We start from the raw sequence: 21910 nt of genomic DNA, 5'->3' as shown, positions 1-21910 counted from the left end.
CCGCAAATCCCCCGGCAAATTTCCCCGCCCCTACTCCGGCGGCGCCTCCACCCCATATCCCCGCGCCGCCAACGCCCCCAGGTAATCCTCCCTGCCCAGCAAGAGACTCACCGGCGCCGTGGAAAAGGTACGCGCGTGCTGCGCCAGCGCCTTGTCCACCAGCCCGAGCCACTGCGCCCTGGTCTGCGCCGGCAGGTCGTTCCAGCCACGGCGACGCGCGAATTCCGAATCGTGCACCACGCCCATGCAGGTCCGCGCCATTGCTGGCAATGCGAGCCGCCGCAGCGCCGCGATGTCACCGGCCGCCCACGCATTGGCACGCTCCCGCAGCACCGGCGCATCGAACTCCACCGTATCCAGCGTGCGCGCAAAGCAGGCACGGTCATCGACTTCGGTGCCGCGCAGTTCCTTCAGCGCATCGCGGGCGTCGTCGATCTTCAACTTCACCCGCGCCTCTTCCGGCACCAGGTCGTTGTCCTTATAGATGCGCTCCAGCGCCTCGGTCACCTGCTTGCTCTCGCGTAAGCCATTGCGCTTCAGGAAAGCACTGTAGAGCTCTCCCGAGGCAATCATCGGGCGCTTGTTCTCCACGCCCCGGTCGCGCCCGAGGTAGGTCTGCTTGAGCGTCAACCAACGCGCGTACGTCGCTGGCTCGATGATCTCCTGCAGCGTGCGGCCCTGCGGGTCCTTGGCGGTTCTGAGCGCCAGCGGCAGCAGCGTCAGCCCGCGGAACACCCCGATCTTTACGTCCGGCATCCAGCCCGGCGGACCCAACACATGGTCAGCGCCGGCAATGGCCTGCTCTACCTCGGTGGAACGCCACTGCACGCCTGCAGGAATCGGCGACACCGTGCCGAGCAGCCAAAGAACATGGCCTTGCTGCGACGTGATTTTCCAGAGACCGGGACCGGGCTGCTCGCCGGCGACCTGGACGGAGGCCATGTCGACGACGGGCCCTGCGGCTTGCAGCGCGTTCTGGGCGATTGCGGATGCGGGCGCCGCGCTCACCAGCAGGCAGAGCGCTGCGCCGCAGAGGAAGGACCGCGTGGGGCATCCGTGCTGCGGCATCTGACTTCCTCCCGAGTGAGTCCGCACTCTACCAATGGCGCAGGCGCAAGCGTAGTGCGGGCTGGCGTAGATGCCGGGGCAAGCTTCCTGTTGGGGGGGGGGGCGCGTCAAAAGGGGCTGGGACGCGCCGTCGTGCCGAACGTCTGCATCGAATTCACGGCGAGACTGATACACAGTCACGTCCCCGAATGGCACCACCCCATGACCACGGCCCATTACTTCTGCATCGAACTGATTGATCCGTCTGATAGGGGCGCCACCGGTTTTCTCAGTCTTTCTTTGTTCTGCAATACCTGCGGGCAGCGGCAGATTGAAAGCAGCCCGGCCGATGGCCGATTGCTGATTGAATGCATCGGCTGTCATGCGACGCAACCGCTATCGGAGGCGAGGTTCCTGCCGGGTCGTCGGCGCGCGGATTCGCGGCACTGACCTGCGCCTGCTGCTGCCGAGTAGACGGCGGTGCTTGGCGCTTGGAATTCTGGTGACCCCGGCCCGATTCGAACGGGCGACCTTCCCCTTAGGAGGGGGACGCTCTATCCAGCTGAGCTACGGGGCCAGATCGAGGCTGTGAAGGATACAGCGTGGCGGCGGGCAGCACTACCTCGGATGGCGCGCGGTCAGCTCCGCATGTTCACAGCCCCGTATGCTGACGCACCCTGCCCGCACGACGTCCGGACCGCATGCCCTCCCCCTGGGACTTCCTCTCTCTGCTCGGCGACAGCCGCGTGCTGCTGCCAATGGCGGCCGTGCTGCTGATTGTCGGTTGGCGCACTGACACAACGTGGTACGTCCGCTGGGCACTGGCATTGTCGGTGGTGGGGCTGACTGTCCTGGCATCCAAGCTGGCCTTCCTCGGCTGGGGCATCGGCGTGGCCCGCCTCGACTTCACCGGCTTCAGCGGTCATGCGGCGATGTCGGCAGCGGTGTGGCCCATGGTGATGTATGTCGCGGTCGGCCGATCACCACGGTGGGCCGCTTTGCTCGGATTCGCGCTTGCAGCGGCGATCGGGTATTCGCGTATTCCGTTGAACGCGCATTCCTGGTCGGAAATCGGTGCCGGTCTGGCACTGGGGGCGCTTGGTACCGCGTGGGTCCTCGGCCGGGAGAAGAAGCCATGGCGGCTGCCTGCCCACTGGGTCGCCCTTGCCCTGCTTCTCGGCGGCTGTGTTCCGCTCATGCTGCCCCAGCTGCGCACGCATCAGGCGGTGGTGGAACTGGCCAAGATGCTGTCCGGCGCGGCGAAAGAGTTCGACCGCAGCGCGATCCACGGTAAAAAGTAGCGCGGATAACGTGAAATTGTCCGCAGATCAAGAATTTATGACGCAAACGGCTTGACACCCCCTACGGCCACCCGTGACCATAGGGGCGTTCAAATCCCCCCGACGGAGTAGGAGACCCCGTTCATGAAGAAGATGTTTGCAGTACTGGCCCTTGTGGGTCTGTCCTCCCCCGTCCTGGCTCAGGATGCACAGGTTCAGGCTCCCGTTGACGGCGCAGAAACGAGCGCGGAGATTGCTGGTGCTGAAGCAGCTTCGGGCTACTCCGCAGCGGCGATCACCGGCACCGTGGTGGCAGCAGTTGCTACCGGTGCCGTGCTCTACAGCATTGGTGGCGACAGCTCCAGCGGTGAAAACGATGCGGGCGGCGGCGGCGGTGGCGGTGGCGGCGACGGCGGTGGTGGCACCGGCGGCACGGGTGGCACCGGCGGCGGTGGCGGCACAGGTGGTACCGGCGGCACCGGCGGCTGACAAGCCCCGCGCTTGAAGTCCAGCCCTCGCCGGGCAATGCTTGGCGAGGGTTTTTTATGCCTGCCGGAATCTGAAAGTCTCATGAAAACGAAGTTCAGCTGCATCGCACTCGCCGCATTGGCCTCCATGGCCCTCACCGGTTGCCTGCTCGCCCCCGGCCAGCACCTGCGTCACAGTGACGTGTCCAGCAGCCGGCAGAGTGATGACGGCAGGCTCGAGATGGTCGCTATCACGCCGAAGCTGATTGCCATGGACCGCGCATCGCAGTCCGAGCAGGTGCTGCCAGCCGAACTGTTCGATTACCAGCCGCAGGATTACCAGGTCGGCGTGGGTGACGTGCTGTATGTCACCGTCTGGGATCACCCGGAACTGACCGTGCCAGCCGGCTCGCAGCAGCAGGGCAACCTCGCCGGGCGTCTGGTACAGAGCGATGGCAGCCTGTTCTATCCCTACATTGGCAAGGTCGAGGCGCGCGGCAAGACGCCGGCGCGACTGCGTGAGGAGATCAGCCAGCGGCTGGCCAAGTACATCGAGTCGCCGCAGGTGGATGTGTCCGTGCTGAACTACGGCAGCCAGCGCGTCTGGGTGACCGGCGCAGCAGAGCGCTCCAGCCCCATCGCCCTGGGCACCTCGCCGCTGACCTTGGCAGATGCCATCAGCCAGACCGGACTGAATGCCAGCCAGGCTGACCTGTCGGGTATCCGACTGAGTCGCGGCGGCACCACCTACACGATCAACCTGGAAACGCTGGCCAATCAGTACGGCGGCCGTCAGCTGTTCCTGAAGGACGGCGATTCCATCTTTGTTCCTTATCTGGATCGCAAGGAAATTTTTGTCGTCGGCGAAGTGAACCTGCCCGGTGCCTACAGCTTTCGCACCGGCGACGTATCGCTGAACCAGGCAATCGGCCGTGCACGCGGCGTCATCCAGGCGACCGCGAACGGCAATGCCGTGTACGTGATCCGCGGCTCGAAAGACCTGGTGACCGAGCCCTCCACGATCTACCAGCTTGAAGCCCGCTCACCGGTGGCGTTCGCCGTCGGAAGCCAGTTCATGCTGCAGCCGGGCGATGTGGTGTTTGTCGGCGCAGCAGGTGTGACCCGTTGGAACCGCTTCGTGAACCAGCTGCTGCCTTTCACCAGCATCCTGTACACCGCGGCGCGGACCGAAAACGAGATCGGAAGCAACTGATATGGCTTGCCACGATTCACCCGGCGCTGCGATCGCGCGACCGCAGCACTGGTTGATTCTGGCGTCCGTGCTGGCCACCCTCGTGCTGGGTGGCTGTACCTCCGCCAGCCGCTCTACCAGTGACAGCTTCCGTCTGTTGTTGCAGCGGGACGTACAGGCGACGCCTGCGCAGGTCGCGGCCAACCGGTTTCCACAGGTCCAGCTCTCCGCTCCGGATCTGAGTGCGGTCATGGTGCTCGGCGCAATCGACGGTGCGCAGCAGACCTGGTTCGCCGGCTCGCTCGCTGTGTTCCAGCTGGACGACACGGGCCTGCTGCGCGGCACATCGGGTCTGGGCCGCAGTTATCAGACGCGGATCGTGGGCGCCTCCCCCTTCTCCCGGCTGCTGTCCCTGGGCGCGCCGGTCACCGTGTCACGCGAATACGACTGGGTTCCCGCGTACGCGCTGGGCGTCAAGGTAACGGGCACGCTCAGCCGGGCCGGCAGCGAGTCGGTGGAGATCCTTGGCCGCAAGGTCACGCTGTTGCGGTTCGAAGAGACGCTGTCAGGGGGGCTTACGGCCCGCAACGTGTACTGGGCCGATCCGTCCACCGGATTCATCCTGAAAAGCAGGCAGTATCTTGCGCCGCACTATGCGGTGGACATGGTGCAGCTCAAGCCGTACAGAAAGGCACAGGACTGATACACATGAAGCTTCGTGCATGGGCCCTGCTCACCGCCTTCCTGCTGCCCACTTCGGGCCTGGCCACGCCGTCCGCCACGGACCTCCCCGTCCAGGCGCGGGTGTCGGGCGAGGCGGACAGCGAAAGCGTGTTCACCCTCCCGCCCGGTGGCCGGCTGTCCGTGTTGCTGATCGCCGCGCAACCGCGTGACACGGCGTATCTCCTTGGCGCCGCACTGCTTCGTGAGCACGAGCGTGCGCAACAGGTGCGCCTTCGCGCCGGCCTCGCCCACGATCTGGCGGAGCTGCAGCGCAGTCCCTCACCGGTTCTTGCCGAGGCAGCCGCCTCGCTGTCGGTGTGGCTCCAGGCACACGCGCCTACCGGACGCATCATCCCGCAGCTGATGGACATGCGCCTGCTCCAGGTACAGCCGCTGCAGGACCCCGTCCTGCAGCAGGGTGACGTTGTGCAGCTGCCTGCCCGCCCGACAACCGTCCGCGTCATCGGCGCCGTGGCGCAGGAATGCACCCTCGACCATGAGCCCAGGCGCGATGCCAAGGCCTATCTGCGCAGCTGCCCCGCAACGGTGGCAGCCGATCCGGATCTGCTGTTCGTGATCCAACCCGACGGCCGCGTGCAGCAGTTGGGCAGCGCCGCGTGGAACCGCTCGGATCCGCAGCCTGTCGCACCGGGCGGCACGGTGTACGTTCCCCTGCGGGTATCCGCTTCCAACGGCGTGGATGAGCACTTCAACGAAGAGTTCGCTGCATTCATCGCCACCCAGCCCATTGCCCCGTGATGAGTAGCACCTTGAGCCGTTCGAACGCCCTGCGCCCCGCCGCCCTTTCGCTGACGGTGCTTGCCCTGTCCTTGTCCACCGCGCTGCATGCGCAGCAGGCACCGCCGCCAACCGCAAGCGAATGGGGGGGCGTCGGCCTGCTGCAGACACCTACCGCGCGCATGGCAGCCGATGGCGACATGGCGTTCACTGCTTCGCACAACTCGCCCTACAGCCGCTACAACGTGACGATGCAGCCGTTTCCGTGGCTGGAAGGCACGTTCCGCTACATCAACGTGTCCAACATCCGCTACGGCCCCAACATTGCCGGCGATCAGAACTACAAGGACAAGTCGATCGATTTCAAGCTGCGGCTGTGGCAGGAAACACGATGGACCCCGGATGTGTCGTTTGGCGTACGCGATATCGGCGGCACGGGCTTCTTTTCCAGCGAGTATCTCGTGGCCAGCAAGAATGTCGGGCCCTTGGACGTCTCGCTCGGCCTGGCCACAGGCTATATCGGAAACCGGGGTGATTTCTCCAACCCGCTCGGCGCGATCGATGACCGCTTCAAGGACCGACGCCCGATCGCGAACAGCGCCATCGCACAGGCCGGCAAGTTCGGCGTGAGCAACATGTTCCGTGGACCGGTGGGCATCTTCGGTGGCCTGACCTACCAGACGCCGTGGGATGAGCTGCTGCTCAAGGTTGAGTACGATGGCAACGACTACAAACGCGAGCCCCGCCTCAACAACCTGACCCAGCGTACGCCGGTGAACGTGGGCTTGGTCTACGTCCCCAATCGCAACGTTGAACTCACGGCAGCATGGGAGCGCGGTGACGCGGCGATGTTCTCGCTGACGCTGCGCGGCAACCCGGGCCAGGCCGCTGCCGCCGCGAAGCCCTTCGATCCGCCACCTGTCGGCCTGCGTGGCAGCGACAGCAACGTCGCGGCACCCCCTTCCGGGTCCACGCTGCCCTCCCCGTCCAACACGGCCCCCGCCACGGCAGGCGACCGTGACACCGACTGGACCGCTGTGGCCTCCGCCCTGCGCAGCAGCGCAGGGTTCCGCGTCGAGGAAATCTCACGCCGAGGCAGCGAGCTGTTTGTCAGCGGTTACCAGACGCGATACCTCAGTCCGGCCAAGGGGCTGGGTCGATCCGGCCGGGTGCTATCCAGCGCGCTGGGCGACGACTACGAGTGGTACACGCTGCGGACCACCCGCCTGGGCATGCCCATCGTCGACATGACCGTCAACCGTCAAGCGCTTGCCGGCTATCTGGACGGCACGGTCAGCGCGGATGTTCTGCGTCGGAGCACCGAAATCGGCGTGCCCGCAGACGTGTCCCGCGATGTGCTGTACCGCCCGCGCAACTCCCCGTTTGGCGGTGGTTTCAGCTTCGGCTACAAACAGAACCTGGGGGGGCCGGATGGCTTCATCCTGTACCAGGTTGCCGCCAATTATTCAGGCAGCGTCTTCTTCCGGCCTGATGTCTGGTTGACCGGCACCGTGAGTGCAGACCTGCTGAACAACTACGACAAGTTCAAGTACAACGCACCGAGCAGGCTGCCGCGGGTGCGTACCGACCTGCGACGCTACATGATCGACAATGACGTGACGCTCCCCAACCTGCAGCTGACCGCCGCGCGCAGGCTCGGACGTGATCTGTACGGCATGGCCTATGCAGGCTACCTGGAATGGATGTACGCCGGTGTTGGCGGCGAGCTGCTTTACCGCCCCATGGGCCAGCCGTGGGCGGTCAGCGCGAACATCAACCGGGTGCAGCAGCGCGACTACGACCAGCATTGGGGCCTGCGGGACTACCGCATGACCACCGGACACGCCACGCTGCATTACGCCTTCGACGCCAAGGAGCGCATCGTCGGTTCGTTGTCGATGGGGCGTTACCTGGCGGGTGACTACGGTGCCACGGTGAACATCGCACGGGTGTTCGACAACGGCGTGACCATGGGCGCCTATGCGACCAAGACGGATGTGTCGGCAGCTGATTTCGGCGAAGGCAGTTTCGACAAGGGGATCTACTTCAGCATCCCGTTCGACAACATCCTGCCTCGCTCCACCCGTGCCCGCGCCACCATCAACTGGAATCCGCTGATCCGCGACGGCGGTGCGATGCTCGCGCGCAAGTACTCCCTGTACAACGTGACGGGCGAGCGGGATGAGCGATTCTTCTACGACAACCTGAAATCCATCGCCGATTGACGGCGCGCGGTATCTCGCCGAGGCATCGTCGGCGGGAGCCGGGATCGGCAACTCAGGTCACAGGTGCCGCGACCAGCTGTTCACGCCTTCACTCATCAGCGCATAGACGTGCTCGAAGGCAGCGCGCTGCTGACGGTAAGGATCGGGAATCTCACGATCCTGCTGCCACTTGCCAAGCAGGAAGGTCTTTCCCGAGGCCTCCGGTGCGATCTCGGTGATGCGGCGCACGTGTTTGCGCTCCATGGTCAGCACCAGGTCGGCCTGGCCGAGAATGCTGCCACTGATCTGGCGGCCACGATGGCCACTTCCATCCAGACCGTGCTCCATCAGCAACGCTTGAGCGGTGGGGTCCACGCCATGGTCAACCAAGGCACCAAGCCCCGCCGAAGATACCTGGATGCCTTTGCCCGCAACCAGTTCGCGCAGCATGTACTCTGCGGAGGGACTGCGGCAGATGTTACCGACGCAGACGAAAAGAACGTTCTTGAACACGCATCTGTCCTGTATTTACCAATTCATGCCACGCACTGATCGCAGCCACTGCACAGCGTACCGCAGCGTCGGCTACGACATCAGTATGCTGACTTCTGTCCGAGCACCTTGAACGCCGTCATCGCGATGATCCGCACATCCAGCGTCGGACTCCAACGTCGGATGTAGTCGATATCGTATTGAACGCGCTTCTTCATCGAGCGCAGCTCGGGCGTCTCGCCGCGAAGCCCATGCACCTGTGCCCATCCGGTGATGCCCGGCTTGACGTAGTGACGGTGCATGTAACGCTCGATCACCTTCTCATAGTGATTGTTGTGCTGGATCGCGTGCGGACGCGGACCCACCACCGACATGCTGCCGCCCAACACGTTAAGGAACTGCGGCAGTTCGTCCAGGCTGGAGCGGCGCAGGAACGCGCCGAACCGGGTGATGCGCGGATCGTTGCGCGTTGCCTGGGTGATCTTGTCCGGCGTTTCAGCATGTACGCGCATGGAGCGGAACTTCAGCATCAAGAACTCTTTGCCTCCCAAGCCATGACGGCGCTGCTTGAACAGCACGGGCCCGGGCGAGCTGATCTTCACGCCCACGGCCAACACAGCCAACAGCGGCGCAAGCAGGACCAGCGCGATGCCGGCCACCAGAATGTCTTCGATACGCTTCACCAGCCTGAAATGCTGGTCCGGCAAGCCTTGGCGCACACCGATCATCGGCACGTTGCCGACCAGGTGCACGCCTGGATTGAGCGTGCCGTAGCCACTGATATCCGGAATGATCCGCACCGGTACCGGGTAGCGCTCGATCTTCTTCAGCATTTCCTTGATCTGCGGGCCGCTACCCATCTGCAGCGACACCCACAGTTGGTCGAACTCACCACGGTGCAGGTCCATGTACTGCGGAAGGTCATCAATGGTGCCCAGGCAGCGCGGACCGTCGGTACGGCGTGGCCGCACGATGTCGCCCGGGCTGGAGAAGTAGCCGATCACTTCCTTGCCCAGCTCCGGCTTACCGCGCAGCAGGCGATGCAATTTGAGCGAGGGCGCACGCAGGCCCACCAGGACCACCCGCTGCCGATCCAGCCCCTTTGACCGCAGGCGGTGCAACTGCACACGCAGACAGACCCGTGTGGCCGTCATGCCCAGCAGCCCAAGCGCATACCAGCCCACCAACCAGAACGTCGGCACCGCATCCGCCATATCCACCAGCACGGCATAGGTGGAGAACAGGCCAAAGGAGGCCGTCCACGCCAGAAGCACCACCCACAGATCGGCCAGAAGGCCGCGCGCACGCCAATTACGATAGACCGGGGCGATGCCGAAACAGATCACCGTACTGAGCAGCAACGCGCCAAACACGATGCGCTGTGGCTGCGAAGGCGCGACGCCGCCGTTACGCACCAGATGGCTGACGATGGCAGCGCCCGGGATGACCAGAAGATCTGCAAGCCGCAGCCCCAACTCCAGCGCGGCACGCGCCTCTACACGCCGACCTCGGCTGATCGCCTGCGGTTTTGGCAGGTCTTCTACAGATCCCTGTAGCACCTCGACTTCTCCTCTACTACGCATCACCCGGCACCTTCTCTCTAGTGCGCTGGCCTCCCCTAGCAGCGCATTTGTCTACACACAATGGGTGAAACGCGTTGATTTATGACGTAAATGTACCAGAGATTGCGCTTACCCCTGCACTATTAAAGAGTGAACTGCTTCACAGGTCGCTAGTACAATGGCGAAAAACGCCAATCTTTTGACGCACTTGCACTTACCGCCCTTCAATGTGATCGAACACCTCGACACATCTTGCGTTTAGCATTTCGCCGCAGCGCACCACATACCGCCGCCAAAAGAGCCTGACACGCCCCTTTTCACCTGAGACCTCATGAAGAACATCCTCATCTGCGGCGGCGCCGGGTACATCGGCAGCCATATGGCGCAATGGCTCCACGACAACGGCCATCAGGTCAGCGTCCTCGACAACCTGTCCACCGGCCACCGCGGTGCGGTCCGCTGGGGCGAGTTCATCCATGCCGATCTGATGGATCCGGCGTCATTGGAGGAAGCGTTCACCGGCCGACGTGTCGATGCCGTCATCCACTTCTGCGCTCGTTCACTGGTAGGCGAATCCTTCATCCAGCCCTACGCCTATTACGCCAACAACGTTTCCGGCACCTTGAACCTGCTCGAGACCATGCGCCGCCACGCCGTGGATCGCATCGTGTTCTCGTCCACAGCGGCGGTGTTCGGCAACCCCGTGTCGGAGCTGATCGATGAAGACCATCCCAAAGCACCGATCAACCCCTACGGGGCCAGCAAGCTCATGGCCGAGCGCATCCTGGCCGATGCAGCGCACGCCTACGGCCTGCGTTCGGTAACGCTGCGCTATTTCAATGCCGCCGGCGCGTTGCCCGAACACGGCATCGGCGAGGCTCACGCCTGTGAAACCCACCTGATCCCGAATGTCCTGCGCGCTGCACTGGGCACCGCGCCAGCACTGAAGATCTTCGGTGACGACTACGCCACGCCCGATGGCACCTGCGTGCGCGATTACGTGCACGTGCAGGACCTGGCGCAGGCACACGCGTTGGCCCTGGATTTCATGGAGAGCCGACCGGGGGCGCATGCGTTCAACCTGGGCAATGGCCGAGGATTCTCCGTCCGGGATGTCATCGCCACGGCAGCAGCGGTCGCGGGCGCGCCGGTACCTTTCGAGGTGGCCCCCCGCCGCGCAGGTGATCCTGCGATCCTGGTGGCCTCCAGCCAGAAGGCCCGCGAGCAACTGGGGTGGGTGCCGCGCTGGACGGAACTGGGGCCGATCATCGAAAGCGCCTGGCGCTGGCACCGGGATCAGCCGGACTGGTCCAAACAAGCCCACAACGGATAGCGCCGAGCCTCGCTCGGCGAGCGCAGCGGCAAGCGCATCAGCACCGTCGTGCGCCGACAGGCCCCGCCGAGCATGGCTCGGCGCTACCGAGACACGCCCCCCCACCGCACCGCACCATGCCCCTGCCGGCCCCTCTGCTACCATCATCGGCTTAGCTCGCCGCCGGCATCCCGTGCCGCGGCGGCACCAGAACAACATGATGAAACAGGAGTCTGCATGTCTTCCGAGCTGCTCAAGGCCTTGGGCCTGGATGCGATCAACGCGGGTACGTACCTGGGCAACGGGGAGTGGTCCACGGCCACCGACGCCGGTGTGATCACCCCGGTGAACCCGACCACGGGCGAAGCCATCGCCCAGGTCCATGCCACCACCGACGCCGACTACGAAACCATCGTGGCCCGCGCGCAGGAAGCCTTCAAGGTATGGCGCACCACCCCGGCACCGCGCCGTGGCGAAGCCGTGCGCCTGTGCGGCGAAGCGCTGCGCGCCAACAAGGACGCGCTGGGTTCGCTGGTCGCCCTGGAAATGGGCAAGAGCAAGCCGGAAGGCGACGGCGAAGTCCAGGAGATGATCGACATCGCCGATTTCGCCGTGGGCCAGAGCCGCATGCTCTATGGCTACACGATGCACTCCGAGCGTCCGGGCCACCGGATGTACGAGCAGTACCAGCCGCTGGGCCTGGTGGGCATCATCAGCGCGTTCAACTTCCCGGTTGCGGTGTGGGCGTGGAATTCGTTTCTGGCCACCATCTGCGGCGATATCTGCCTGTGGAAGCCGTCCAACAAGACCCCGCTGACCGCCATCGCCTCCATGCGCATCTGCAACGAAGCGCTGCGCGAGGGCGGGTTCCCGGACCTGTTCTTCCTGATCAACGATGCCGGCACCGAGCTGTCGCAGAAGATGGTGGCCGACAAGCGCGTGCCGCTGATCAGCTTCACCGGTTCGACCCAGGTCGGCCGTACGGTCGCCGAGAAGGTCGCTCATCGCCTGGGCCGCTGCCTGCTGGAGCTGGGCGGCAACAACGCGATCATCCTGGACGAAACCGCCGACCTGAAGCTGGCCATCCCGGGCATCGTGTTCGGTGCGGTCGGCACCGCCGGCCAGCGCTGCACCACCACGCGCCGGTTGATCGTGCACGAATCCATCCATGACGACGTGCTGGCCACGCTGATCAAGGCGTACAAGCAGGTGGAAGGCAAGATCGGCGATCCGACCGACCCGGCCAACCTGATGGGCCCGCTCAACAGCGACGGCGCCGTGCAGCAGTTCCTGGACTCGATCGAGAAGGCCAAGGCCAGCGGCGGCACCGTGCAGACCGGCGGCACGCGCATCGATCGTGCCGGCAATTTCGTACTGCCGGCCATTGTCACCGGCCTGAAGAACAGCGACGAGGTCGTCCAGCACGAGACCTTCGCCCCGATCCTGTACGTGATGAAGTACAGCACGCTGGACGAAGCGATCGACATGCAGAACGGCGTGCCGCAGGGCCTGTCCTCGTCGATCTTCACCACCAACCTGAAGACCGCCGAGCGCTTCCTGTCGGCAGCCGGCAGCGACTGCGGCATCGCCAACATCAACATCGGCACGTCCGGTGCGGAAATCGGCGGCGCCTTCGGTGGCGAGAAAGATACCGGTGGTGGACGTGAATCCGGATCGGATGCCTGGAAGGTGTACATGCGCCGCCAGACCAACACCATCAACTATTCAGATTCGCTGCCGCTGGCCCAGGGCATCAAGTTCGACCTGTAACCGGAAACCGGAAAACCGGGTAGCGCCGAGCCCCGCTCGGCGACTACCTGCCCAACGCCGCGATCCGGCGCATCCCCGACCGGGCGGGCACACCGCCGAGCGTGGCTCGGCGCTACAGGGAAACCGCTTCATGTCGGATGCTCTTCGCCTTGATTTCACCGGCCGCCGGGTGGTCATCGCCGGCGGCAGCAAGGGCATCGGCCGCTGCATGGCCCTGGCCTTCGCCGCTGCAGGTGCCTCAGTGTCGGTGTGCGCACGCGGCCAGGCCGGGCTCGACGCCCTGCAGGCCGACGCTGTGGCCCAAGGCACTCCGCTGCACACGCACGTAACCGATCTTTCCCGCCTGGAGCAGATCGGCCACTGGCTGCAGGACGCCGCCGACGCGCTCGGCGGCATCGATGTGCTGGTCAACAATGCCACCGGCTACGGTATGGCCGATGATGAAGACGGGTGGGCCGCCAGCCTGCAGGTCGACCTGATGGCGGCGGTACGGGCATCGCGCCTCGCCCTGCCTTGGCTGCGGGAATCGGCCGACGCCTGCATCCTCAACCTGTCGTCGATCGCCGCGCAGATGCCGCGCCCGGGCGGCGCACCGTATGCCGCCGCGAAGGCGGCGCTTTCCCACTACACCACCAGCCAGGCGCTGGCGCTGGCCGCAGACCGCATCCGGGTCAATGCCATTGCGCCGGGCTCGATCGAGTTCGAAGACGGCCTGTGGGATCGCCGTCGCGTGGAAGATCCTGCGCTGTACCACGGCACCCTCGCCCGCATCCCGTTCGGCCGCTTCGGCGAGCCCGCAGAGATCGCCAACGCGGCCCTTTTCCTGTGCTCGCCGCTGGCGCGCTGGATCACCGGCCACGTACTCAACGTCGATGGCGGCCAGGTACTGATGGGCTGAGCAGGGGGCTTTGTCCGCCAGCGGCATGGGCTTGTCGACCCACAACCTCTATCATGGGCGCTCCACCAAGGAGGTCCCGCATGAGCGTGCCTAACCGTCAAACCAGTGGACTGGCCGTGGCCAGCCTGGTCCTGGGGATCTGCAGTTGGACTGTGCTGCCCTTCATCGCCAGCATCGGGGCGATCATCACCGGCCACATGGCCCGTGCCGATATCCGCCGCCGCCCCTACGAACTGGACGGCGATGGCATGGCCATCGGCGGGCTGATCCTGGGCTACGTCATGGTGATCGGCGCGCTGTTGGCCGTCGGTGCCTTCATCCTGTTCTTCGGCGGCCTGGCCTGGTTGGCCCACATGAACTCATGAGGTGGGCATGAGCACCCCCGCATCCGCATCCCGTTTTTCCAACCGCGTCGACGACTACGTCCGCTTCCGACCCGGCTATCCGCCTGCCCTGCTGCAGTGGCTGCACAGCGAGCAGGGTGTGCCGCATGAAGCGCTGGTGGCTGACATCGGCGCCGGTACCGGCATCTCCAGCCAGATGCTGCTGGCCGCCGGCCATCCGCTGATCGCAGTGGAACCCAACGCCGCCATGCGCTCGGCCGCAGAGACCTGGCTGGGCACCGAATACCCGAATTTCCGCGCCATCGACGGCACCGCTGAAGCGACCGGGCTGGCCGACGCCAGCGTGGGCCTGGTCAGTGCCGCGCAGGCCTTCCACTGGTTCGACACCGTGGCCGTGCGCGCCGAGTGGCAGCGCATCCTGGCACCGGGCGGCCGCGTACTGGTGTTCTGGAATTCGCGCCTGCTCGACGCCTCGCCGTTCCTGCGCGGCTACGAGCAGCTGCTGCTGGATTTCGGCACCGACTACAGCGCCGTGGCCGAGCGTTACCAGACCGACGAGCAGATGCGCGAGTGGTTCGGCGGCGGCCTGCAGGCGATCGGCCACTTCCCCAATGTGCAGATGCTCGATTTCGACGCACTGCAGGGGCGGCTGTTGTCGTCCTCGTATGCGCCCACCGCCGGCCAGCCGGGGCACGATGCCATGCTGGCCGCGCTGCGTACCCTGTTCGACACCCACGCCGTTGATGGCCGGGTGGCATTTGAATACCAAACCCGCGCCTTCCTCGGCACGCTGGACTGATCTGCCCATGTACTCGCTTGCCCGTCCCTTCTTGTTCTCGCTTGATGCCGAGCGTGCCCACGGCCTCGGCCTGTCCGCGCTGGATGCGGCTTACCGCATCGGCACCACGCCCCTGATCGCCCCGCGCATCGCCCCGCTGCCGACCCCTGCCTTTGGCCTGACCTTCCCCAATCCGGTCGGTTTGGCCGCGGGGCTGGACAAGAACGGCGCGCACATCGATGCGCTGTTCGCGCTGGGCTTCGGCTCGGTGGAGATCGGCACCATCACCCCGCGTCCGCAGGCCGGCAATGCCAAACCGCGCTTGTTCCGGCTGCCGGCGCACAGCGCCATCATCAACCGGATGGGCTTCAACAACGACGGCGTGGACGCGCTGGTGCGCAATGTCGAGCGCGCACGCGACCGCCGCGGGGTGCTGGGCATCAACATCGGCAAGAACAAGGACACCGCCAACGAGAACGCGCTGGATGATTACATCGCGTGCCTGGACAAGGTGTATCCGCTGGCCGACTACATCACGGTGAATATTTCTTCGCCCAACACCGCCGGCCTGCGCGAACTGCAGGAAGAGAACGCGCTGCGGCAGCTGGTCGCCGGCCTGCGCGAGCGCCAGGAACAGCTGGCCAGCGTGCACGGCAAGCGCGTGCCGATGCTGGTCAAGGTGGCCCCGGACCTCAACGAGCGCGACATCGACGCGGCCGCCCGGGTGCTGGCCGAACTGCAGGTGGACGGCGTGATTGCAACCAATACCACCATCGACCGCACCGCCATCGTAGGGGATCCGCTGGCCAACGAAGCCGGCGGGCTGTCCGGTGCGCCGTTGCTGGACCAGTCCACTCTGGTACTGCGCCGCCTGCGTGCGCGCCTGCCGGAAAGCATGCCGCTGGTCGGCGTGGGCGGCATCACCTCCGGTGCCGATGCGGTGGCGAAAATGGCAGCGGGTGCTGCCCTTGTGCAGGTCTACAGCGGGATGATTTTCCGTGGCCCTGCGTTGGTATCGGAATGCGTGGAGGCGATCCGTCGCCGCCGCGAAGCGCCCAGTCGTGGCGCGGTAGGAGGGCTGTGATGGTGGCGACCGGTTGGACGATGACTGAGAACGCATCGCTGCTTGGCCTCAATACGTTCCATGTGCAGGCCCATGCGGCCCGCCTGCTGGAGATCCAGGATTCGGCCCAGCTGCCCGACGCGCTGGCGCTGCCCGAGGTCACCGCAGGTGAACTGCTGGTGCTGGGCAGTGGCAGCAATGTGCTGTTGGCCGGCGATGTGGACGCCACCGTGCTGGTGTTCGCCAACCAGGGCATCGAGATCCTGGAGCACCGTGCCGACCACACCATCGTGCGCGCCGCCGCCGGGGTGAACTGGCACAAGCTGGTGCTGTGGTCGTTGCAGCACGGGCTGTCCGGGCTGGAAAACCTGGCGCTGATTCCCGGCACCTGCGGTGCATCGCCGATCCAGAACATCGGCGCCTACGGCGTGCAGGTAGGTGAGTTCATCCAGACCGTGGAAGCGTGGGACCGCGAGGCCAACGACTGGGTGCGGCTGGACAACGAGCAGTGCGCGTTCGGTTACCGCGACAGCGTGTTCAAGCAACAACCGGAGCGTTACCTGATCACCGCCATCGAGCTGCGGCTGCCGCTGCTGCACGAACTGCGCATGGACTACGCAGGTATTGCCGAAGAACTACAGGCCCAGGGTGTTGAACTGCCCAGCGCGGTGGATGTAGCCAACGCGGTGATCGCCATCCGCAGCCGCAAGCTGCCGGACCCCAACGCGCTCGGCAACGCCGGCAGCTTCTTCAAGAACCCGATCCTCACAGTGGACCAGGTGGAGGTGCTGCAGCAGACCTTCCCGGACCTGCCGGTATACCCGGCCGAGCGCGAAGACCAGCGCAAGGTATCTGCTGCATGGATGATCGAGCACTGCGGTTGGAAGGGCTTCCGCGAGGGCGACGCCGGCGTGGCAGAGAGCCACGCCCTGGTGCTGGTCAATCATGGCACTGCCACCGGCGCGGAGCTGCTTGCGCTGGCGCGTCGCATTTCGGCTTCCGTGCTGGAGACGTTCTCTGTCGCCATTGAGCCGGAGCCGCGCCTGATCGGCGCACAGTGGTGACCCCTGCCCTGTCCACCACCGGCGCGCCGCCGCTGCGCGCTGCGTGGCTGATGCTCGGCAGCACGCTGTCGTTCGGGTTCATGGCGCTGGCCATCCGCTACGCCACTGCGTACGTGCCGACCCAGGAAGTAGCGTTCTTCCGCAATGCCTTCGGCCTGGTCGCCTTGCTGCCGATGCTGATGCGTCCGGGCCGCACACCGCTGAAGACGCAGCAGTTGCCACGTTACTTCATGCGCAGCGTGATCGGCCTGGCCTCGATGCTGTGTGCCTTCTGGGCGCTTGGCCACCTGCCGATGGCGCAGGCAATTTCCCTGTCCTACTCGACGCCACTGTTCGTCACCATCGCCGCCGTGCTGTGGCTGGGCGAAACGGTACGCATGCGGCGCTGGGCGGCGGTGGTGATCGGCTTCATCGGCGTGCTGGTGATCGTGCGTCCGGGCACGGGCAGCTTCAGTGCCGGCAGTCTGGTCGCCGTGGCGGCGGCGGTGCTCAGTTCGATCGTGGCGATCCAGATCAAGCAGCTCACCCGCGTGGACAGTGCCGATACGGTGGTGTTCTACACGTATGTGTTCTGGGTGCCCTTGTCCTTGATCCCGGCGCTGTTCGTCTGGGTGTGGCCGACCGGCATCGCATGGCTGTGGCTGGCGCTCACCGGTGTACTGGGTACGCTGGGGCAGCTGCTGTGGACGCGCGCGTTGCGCTTGGGCGAAGTCTCGGCACTCACCCCGATCAGCTTCATGCAGTTGCCGCTGGTAAGCGTGATGGCGTGGCTGCTGTTCGGCGAAGCCCTGGACCGTTGGACAGTGATCGGCGCGCTGATCATCCTCGGTTCCAACGCCTACATCGCACACCGTGAGGCGGTGCTGGCGCGGCGTGCCAAAAGCGCAGCGGTGAGCGCTGCGGCCAAGCCGGGCGAGTAAGCACCGGTCGCTGACCCACTGGTAGTGCCGGCCGCCGGGCGGCAACCCCAAAAGGGGTAACGACGTATCTTCAGCCCGCCCGCCACAGCGTGTCAGGCAGCATCTCCCTGGCCTGCACCGCTTCAAGCAGGGCCGTCAGGCGACGAAGCGTGGCACGACGCTGTGGCATCGGAAACGCGGCAGCCTGCGGTCCCAGCAGGACGTGTTGGCTGTCCACCAGATGACGCAACACGCGCTGGTGCCGATACGCCTCACTGCCAATAGGCCACAGCCCGGCCCTCTCCCCCTCGCCCACCTCACGTGCCGCTGGGTGTTCCAGCGCATCGCGCACTGCCTCCGCGCGGGCGTGCACAGCGGCGATACCCTCGCGATGGCGGGCCCACGCCTCGACGAAGCACTGGCCCAGGATATCGGTGGCCACTGGCAGGCCCGCAGGCTGCGTGAGCCAGCTCCCCACCCGCTCCAGCGCGCGACCATCGGCGCAGTTCAGCGCCAGCCGAGGGCGTGCCACCGCACTGACAGGGTCAGCCACCAACGCCCCCGGCGCAGCGGCCGCGCGTGCCGTCTCTGCCGGCAGCACCGCCCAATACCGCCCCCAGCGCCGGGCAACGCACTGGATGCCTTCTGCGGGCAGACCTGCGGCCTGCTGCCGTGCGTCAGACACGTCCAGTAACCAACAGACGCCGTCACGGTCAGTAATCGAGAACCGCACCACGGCGCGGTCAGGCGCGTGGGGTTGCGGTACCACCGTGTTCGCAAGAATGCCGAAGGCATGCGCCAGCATCTCGGTCACATGGACTATGGGCACGTGGGTCATGAGCGATCCGCCATCGGACTGGTCTGAATCCGCACTATCCCAGACGCACGAGAAACGCGTGTCGAAATGGCCCTCAGACGCCACCGGACGTCGCCTTCCGACCTCCAGCCACGACAAAGTGTGGGTCATTTACGACACCCAACACCCATGACCGTCGATTGGTGGGGCCTATGCCCTTGATCGTCGCAGCCTGTCAGACACAGACGCCCGCCAAGTCGCGCAGCATGCGTCGGCTGGGGCCTTGCTGCTATCAGATAAGGTGCAGCGCGGTATCTGGATGGCGCGGCGCAGATGCCCCCTTCGTGCCCGCCTCAGCGCCAACCGGTACAACGTCGCGCCGGTTCCACGGGGGCAGGCGAGCGGGCCCGCGTTACGGCACCTTCCGCACTTCCGTAACGTCGGGCGGCAGCGCAGCGCCGTCGTGGGCCTGCGGCACCATGCGCAGGATCGGCTTGCCGCTGCGCTTGTCAACAAGAACCGAGTGGCGCTCGCCACGCTTGAAGAGATGCTGTTCGCCCCACTGCCGCAACGCCACGACGATGGGAAACAGGCTTTGGCCCTTCGCCGTCAGCACATATTCCTGATAGGACGTGCCGTCAGAGGCGGCCTGCATTTCAAGCACACCGGCATCGACCAGCTTGCGCAGCCGGTCGGCGAGGATGTTGCGCGCTACGCCCAGGCTGCGCTGGAAGTCACCGAAGCGGCGCAGGCCATCGAAGGCGTCGCGGACCACGAGGAGCGACCAGCGATCCCCGATCAGGTCCACAGAGCGCGCAACGGGACACGGCGCGTCATTCAAGGCGTTGCGCGGCGGCATGGCATCTCCTGAAGGTCCAACAAGCGGACGGCGAGTGGTTGCATTTTAAAACCACGTACCCCAGCATTCAACTAGTCTTCTTTTGCAACCAGATTGCGCGGGTTCCGGATCATGAGTGCCTCCTCCATTTCGACCTCATTGCCCCGAAGTCTGGTGGGGCTGTTCGCCGCGGCCAGCGGGCTGAGCGTGGCCAATGTCTACTACGCGCAACCGTTATTGGACACCTTGGCGCAGGACTTCGGCATCAGCCATGCCGCGGTCGGTGGCGTGATCACGGCCACGCAGGTCGGCTGTGCCGCCGCGTTGCTGCTGCTGGTCCCGCTGGGAGACCGAATGGACCGACGTCGCCTGATGACCGTGCAACTTCTGGCGCTGGTCGTCGCGCTGGTGGTGGTCGGCATGGCGCAGTCCGCGCCTGTCCTGCTGGCAGGCATGCTCGCGGTGGGTCTGCTGGGCACGGCAATGACGCAGGGGCTGATCGCCTATGCGGCGAGTGCCGCCGCCCCGCACGAGCAGGGTCGTGTCGTCGGCGCGGCGCAGGGCGGTGTGTTCATCGGCCTGCTGCTTGCACGCGTGTTCGCCGGCGGCGTCAGCGATCTGGCGGGCTGGCGAGGCGTCTACTTCTGCGCAGCCCTGCTGATGCTCGCGCTCGCGCTGCCGCTATGGCGGCAACTGCCGGTCCTGCCCGCATCCCCGAATCCGATGAGCTACCCACGACTGCTCGCATCCATGGCGACGCTGCTGCGCCAGGAGCGGGTGCTGCAAGTGCGCGGCGTTCTGGCGCTGCTGATGTTCGCCGCATTCAACATCTTCTGGAGCGCGCTGGTGCTGCCGTTGAGCGCGCCTCCCCATGGTTTTTCGCACACCGTCATCGGCGCTTTCGGGCTGGTGGGAGTGGTCGGTGCATTGGCCGCCGCACGCGCCGGTCAATGGGCCGACCGCGGGCAGGGCCAGCGAACCAGCGCCGTAGCGCTGATGCTGATGCTGCTGGCTTGGTGGCCGTTATCGTTGATGGGCTGGTCGCTGTGGGCACTGGCGATCGGCATCGTGCTGCTCGACCTTGGGGGCCAAGCACTGCATGTGACCAACCAGAGCCTGATCTTCCGTAACCGACTCGAAACCCACAGCCGCCTGGTCGGTCTCTACATGTTGTTCTACGCCGTCGGCAGCGGGATTGGTGCGCTCAGCGCCACGATCACTTATGCCCATGCCGGATGGCACGGCGTGTGCCTGCTGGGCGCCACGGTCAGCGCGCTTGCACTGCTGTTCTGGTGGTTCACGCGAGACTGAGGCGGCGAACGAACTGCTGCTCGGTCTGCTGCACGACCATCGGCCTTGGTCGGCGGCAACTGGGCGCGCCGATGCTCCTCGGCGGGCGCAAACCAATCGCAGAGGGCTGCTGTAACGCCGCCCCATGGTTGGCGGCCTTGCGCCGTGATTCCCGCACACACGCGCGCGCCACGATGCTTCTGCTCAGCGTGTCATCGGAATGCCTAGCGGGCGGTCCAGCCGCCATCCACCGGCAGCGCCGTGCCGGTCATCTGCGCCGCGGCGTCCGAGGCCAGGAAGACCACCATGGCGCCGAGTTGCTCGGGCGTCACGAACTGCAGCGTTGGCTGCTTCTCGGCCAGCAGCGCGCGAGCGGCAGACGCCTGATCCACTCCCTCCCGCTCCGCCAATGCGGTGATCTGTTGTTCGACCAGCGCCGTCCGCACCCAACCTGGACAGATGGCATTGGCGGTGATGCCTGTGTCCGCGGTTTCCAGCGCCGTCGCTTTGGTAAATCCAACAACGCCATGCTTCGCTGCCACATAAGCAGACTTGTTCACTGACGCAACCAGTCCATGCACCGACGCGATGTTGATGATGCGACCGGATCCCTGCTGCTTCATGTACGGCAAGGCCGCCGCTGTTGCATGAAATACCGCCGATAGATTCAGTGCGAGGACCGCATCCCACTTTTCGACGGGAAACTCCTCGATCGACGCGGTGTGCTGGATGCCCGCATTGTTCACCAGGATGTCGATGCGCCCCATTTTCTCGACGGCACGGTCGATCATTTCCCGCACTGCCTCGCCGCAGGACAGGTCGGCGCCATCATGTGTGACCCGCACGCCAAACTCGGCCTCCAGGCTGGAACGGATTCTTTCGATTTCCTGCACATCACCGAATCCATTCAGCACGATGTCCGCGCCTTGCTGCGCGAGCGTCGTGGCGATGCCAAGACCGATACCGCTGGTGGAGCCGGTGACCACCGCGACTTTTCCAGTGAACATGGGCGAGCTTCCATGGGGCGTCGGTGGCCAGTGTAGCTTCAGTAGATCCCGCGCCACGCGTGGATGCTGTCCCTCGACGCGCCCCTTGCCTCCAATCCCGCTCAAGGCGGCAGGCAACCCACCCAACCAATGTCGCGAATGACATT

21 protein-coding genes and 1 tRNA gene are annotated in these 21910 nt (G+C 65.4%); 15 read left to right on the top strand and 7 right to left on the bottom strand.

All coding sequences use genetic code 11. From position 1 onward, the window contains the following. Positions 1-30 precede the first annotated feature (30 nt). Together IFT65_RS05880 and IFT65_RS05875 are read right to left on the bottom strand one after the other, a co-directional pair. On the bottom strand, positions 31-1431 hold the full coding sequence (locus IFT65_RS05880; RefSeq protein WP_192080714.1) for a TraB/GumN family protein: 1401 nt from the start codon (positions 1429-1431) through the stop codon (positions 31-33). 116 nt (positions 1432-1547) lie between these two features. Further along, positions 1548-1624 (bottom strand) — tRNA-Arg (locus IFT65_RS05875). A 181-nt stretch (positions 1625-1805) separates the two neighbouring features. On the opposite strand from IFT65_RS05875, the gene IFT65_RS05870 reads away from it, so the two are divergent. The 6 genes from IFT65_RS05870 to IFT65_RS05845 all read left to right on the top strand — a co-directional run bounded on the left by IFT65_RS05870 (position 1806) and on the right by IFT65_RS05845 (position 7672). Continuing rightward, complete coding sequence (locus IFT65_RS05870) at positions 1806-2348, top strand: phosphatase PAP2 family protein (protein ID WP_249405047.1); 543 nt, start codon at positions 1806-1808, stop codon at positions 2346-2348. A gap of 123 nt (positions 2349-2471) precedes the next feature. After that, entirely contained in the window at positions 2472-2816 is a 345-nt protein-coding gene (locus IFT65_RS05865) for a hypothetical protein (RefSeq protein WP_192080712.1), read from the top strand. An 81-nt stretch (positions 2817-2897) separates the two neighbouring features. Continuing rightward, entirely contained in the window at positions 2898-4007 is a 1110-nt protein-coding gene (locus tag IFT65_RS05860) for a polysaccharide biosynthesis/export family protein (protein WP_192080711.1), read from the top strand. Position 4008: 1 nt separating this feature from the next. After that, a complete protein-coding gene (locus IFT65_RS05855; RefSeq protein ID WP_192080710.1) occupies positions 4009-4689 on the top strand; it encodes a YjbF family lipoprotein in 681 nt (226 codons plus the stop codon). A gap of 5 nt (positions 4690-4694) precedes the next feature. Then, positions 4695-5468, top strand: a complete 774-nt coding sequence (locus IFT65_RS05850) for a capsule biosynthesis GfcC family protein (RefSeq protein ID WP_192080709.1) — start codon at positions 4695-4697, stop codon at positions 5466-5468. An 11-nt stretch (positions 5469-5479) separates the two neighbouring features. Next, complete coding sequence (locus IFT65_RS05845; RefSeq protein ID WP_342029519.1) at positions 5480-7672, top strand: YjbH domain-containing protein; 2193 nt, start codon at positions 5480-5482, stop codon at positions 7670-7672. A gap of 57 nt (positions 7673-7729) precedes the next feature. Here IFT65_RS05845 and IFT65_RS05840 read toward each other — a convergent pair whose 3' ends face one another. Beyond that, the gene (locus tag IFT65_RS05840; RefSeq protein ID WP_192080707.1) at positions 7730-8164 is read right to left on the bottom strand and encodes a low molecular weight phosphotyrosine protein phosphatase; all 435 of its coding nucleotides are present in this window, start codon (positions 8162-8164) and stop codon (positions 7730-7732) included. A gap of 80 nt (positions 8165-8244) precedes the next feature. Beyond that, positions 8245-9726: an undecaprenyl-phosphate glucose phosphotransferase gene (locus tag IFT65_RS05835; protein ID WP_192080706.1), complete on the bottom strand. Its 1482-nt coding sequence runs from the start codon at positions 9724-9726 to the stop codon at positions 8245-8247. 310 nt (positions 9727-10036) lie between these two features. Here IFT65_RS05835 and galE point away from each other — a divergent pair, with 310 nt between their 5' ends. The 8 genes from galE (at position 10037) to IFT65_RS05795 (ending at position 17854) form a co-directional block, all read left to right on the top strand. Next, on the top strand, positions 10037-11038 hold the full coding sequence (gene galE, locus IFT65_RS05830) for a UDP-glucose 4-epimerase GalE (RefSeq protein ID WP_192080705.1): 1002 nt from the start codon (positions 10037-10039) through the stop codon (positions 11036-11038). 216 nt (positions 11039-11254) lie between these two features. After that, positions 11255-12787: an aldehyde dehydrogenase family protein gene (locus IFT65_RS05825; RefSeq protein WP_192080704.1), complete on the top strand. Its 1533-nt coding sequence runs from the start codon at positions 11255-11257 to the stop codon at positions 12785-12787. Between the two features lie 130 nt (positions 12788-12917). Then, positions 12918-13685 carry an SDR family oxidoreductase gene (locus IFT65_RS05820; protein WP_192080703.1) on the top strand — a complete coding sequence of 256 codons (768 nt, stop codon included), beginning with the start codon at positions 12918-12920 and terminating at the stop codon, positions 13683-13685. An 80-nt stretch (positions 13686-13765) separates the two neighbouring features. Next, positions 13766-14050 (top strand): DUF4190 domain-containing protein, encoded by a 285-nt coding sequence (locus IFT65_RS05815; RefSeq protein WP_188324242.1) that lies wholly within the window; start codon positions 13766-13768, stop codon positions 14048-14050. 7 nt (positions 14051-14057) lie between these two features. After that, complete coding sequence (locus IFT65_RS05810; RefSeq protein ID WP_192080702.1) at positions 14058-14828, top strand: class I SAM-dependent methyltransferase; 771 nt, start codon at positions 14058-14060, stop codon at positions 14826-14828. A gap of 7 nt (positions 14829-14835) precedes the next feature. Next, positions 14836-15891, top strand: coding sequence for a quinone-dependent dihydroorotate dehydrogenase (locus tag IFT65_RS05805; protein ID WP_192080701.1), 1056 nt, complete (start codon positions 14836-14838; stop codon positions 15889-15891). Continuing rightward, positions 15891-16934: a UDP-N-acetylmuramate dehydrogenase gene (gene murB, locus IFT65_RS05800; protein WP_192080700.1), complete on the top strand. Its 1044-nt coding sequence runs from the start codon at positions 15891-15893 to the stop codon at positions 16932-16934. Before IFT65_RS05805 ends, murB begins: the two co-directional genes overlap by 1 nt. A gap of 50 nt (positions 16935-16984) precedes the next feature. Continuing rightward, complete coding sequence (locus tag IFT65_RS05795) at positions 16985-17854, top strand: DMT family transporter (RefSeq protein WP_192080748.1); 870 nt, start codon at positions 16985-16987, stop codon at positions 17852-17854. 70 nt (positions 17855-17924) lie between these two features. Here IFT65_RS05795 and IFT65_RS05790 read toward each other — a convergent pair whose 3' ends face one another. Both IFT65_RS05790 and IFT65_RS05785 read right to left on the bottom strand, forming a co-directional pair. After that, positions 17925-18671 (bottom strand): hypothetical protein, encoded by a 747-nt coding sequence (locus tag IFT65_RS05790; RefSeq protein ID WP_192080699.1) that lies wholly within the window; start codon positions 18669-18671, stop codon positions 17925-17927. A 370-nt stretch (positions 18672-19041) separates the two neighbouring features. After that, positions 19042-19488: a helix-turn-helix domain-containing protein gene (locus tag IFT65_RS05785; protein ID WP_188324247.1), complete on the bottom strand. Its 447-nt coding sequence runs from the start codon at positions 19486-19488 to the stop codon at positions 19042-19044. A 111-nt stretch (positions 19489-19599) separates the two neighbouring features. Here IFT65_RS05785 and IFT65_RS05780 point away from each other — a divergent pair, with 111 nt between their 5' ends. Then, a complete protein-coding gene (locus IFT65_RS05780) occupies positions 19600-20778 on the top strand; it encodes an MFS transporter (RefSeq protein WP_192080698.1) in 1179 nt (392 codons plus the stop codon). A 203-nt stretch (positions 20779-20981) separates the two neighbouring features. On the opposite strand, the gene IFT65_RS05775 is transcribed toward IFT65_RS05780, so the two are convergent. Continuing rightward, complete coding sequence (locus tag IFT65_RS05775; RefSeq protein ID WP_192080697.1) at positions 20982-21764, bottom strand: 3-hydroxybutyrate dehydrogenase; 783 nt, start codon at positions 21762-21764, stop codon at positions 20982-20984. Positions 21765-21910: the final 146 nt, after the last annotated feature.

Source organism: Stenotrophomonas sp. CFBP 13725 (genome assembly GCF_014841935.1).
GTDB lineage: Bacteria > Pseudomonadota > Gammaproteobacteria > Xanthomonadales > Xanthomonadaceae > Stenotrophomonas.
This window is presented reverse-complemented; position numbering and strand designations above follow the sequence as displayed.

Bases quoted from the DNA above. Each gene is read 5' to 3' on its own strand.
- IFT65_RS05880 (WP_192080714.1), bottom strand. From the start codon at position 1,431: ATGACAGCCGATGCATTCAATCAGCAATCGGCCATCGGCCGGGCTGCT.
- IFT65_RS05870 (WP_249405047.1), top strand. From the start codon at position 1,806: ATGGCGGCCGTGCTGCTGATTGTCGGTTGGCGCACTGACACAACGTGG.
- IFT65_RS05865 (WP_192080712.1), top strand. From the start codon at position 2,472: ATGAAGAAGATGTTTGCAGTACTGGCCCTTGTGGGTCTGTCCTCCCCC.
- IFT65_RS05860 (WP_192080711.1), top strand. From the start codon at position 2,898: ATGAAAACGAAGTTCAGCTGCATCGCACTCGCCGCATTGGCCTCCATG.
- IFT65_RS05855 (WP_192080710.1), top strand. From the start codon at position 4,009: ATGGCTTGCCACGATTCACCCGGCGCTGCGATCGCGCGACCGCAGCAC.
- IFT65_RS05850 (WP_192080709.1), top strand. From the start codon at position 4,695: ATGAAGCTTCGTGCATGGGCCCTGCTCACCGCCTTCCTGCTGCCCACT.
- IFT65_RS05835 (WP_192080706.1), bottom strand. From the start codon at position 9,726: ATGCGTAGTAGAGGAGAAGTCGAGGTGCTACAGGGATCTGTAGAAGAC.
- galE (WP_192080705.1), top strand. From the start codon at position 10,037: ATGAAGAACATCCTCATCTGCGGCGGCGCCGGGTACATCGGCAGCCAT.
- IFT65_RS05825 (WP_192080704.1), top strand. From the start codon at position 11,255: ATGTCTTCCGAGCTGCTCAAGGCCTTGGGCCTGGATGCGATCAACGCG.
- IFT65_RS05820 (WP_192080703.1), top strand. From the start codon at position 12,918: ATGTCGGATGCTCTTCGCCTTGATTTCACCGGCCGCCGGGTGGTCATC.
- IFT65_RS05815 (WP_188324242.1), top strand. From the start codon at position 13,766: ATGAGCGTGCCTAACCGTCAAACCAGTGGACTGGCCGTGGCCAGCCTG.
- IFT65_RS05810 (WP_192080702.1), top strand. From the start codon at position 14,058: ATGAGCACCCCCGCATCCGCATCCCGTTTTTCCAACCGCGTCGACGAC.
- IFT65_RS05805 (WP_192080701.1), top strand. From the start codon at position 14,836: ATGTACTCGCTTGCCCGTCCCTTCTTGTTCTCGCTTGATGCCGAGCGT.
- murB (WP_192080700.1), top strand. From the start codon at position 15,891: ATGGTGGCGACCGGTTGGACGATGACTGAGAACGCATCGCTGCTTGGC.
- IFT65_RS05795 (WP_192080748.1), top strand. From the start codon at position 16,985: ATGCTCGGCAGCACGCTGTCGTTCGGGTTCATGGCGCTGGCCATCCGC.
- IFT65_RS05790 (WP_192080699.1), bottom strand. From the start codon at position 18,671: ATGACCCACGTGCCCATAGTCCATGTGACCGAGATGCTGGCGCATGCC.
- IFT65_RS05785 (WP_188324247.1), bottom strand. From the start codon at position 19,488: ATGCCGCCGCGCAACGCCTTGAATGACGCGCCGTGTCCCGTTGCGCGC.
- IFT65_RS05780 (WP_192080698.1), top strand. From the start codon at position 19,600: ATGAGTGCCTCCTCCATTTCGACCTCATTGCCCCGAAGTCTGGTGGGG.
- IFT65_RS05775 (WP_192080697.1), bottom strand. From the start codon at position 21,764: ATGTTCACTGGAAAAGTCGCGGTGGTCACCGGCTCCACCAGCGGTATC.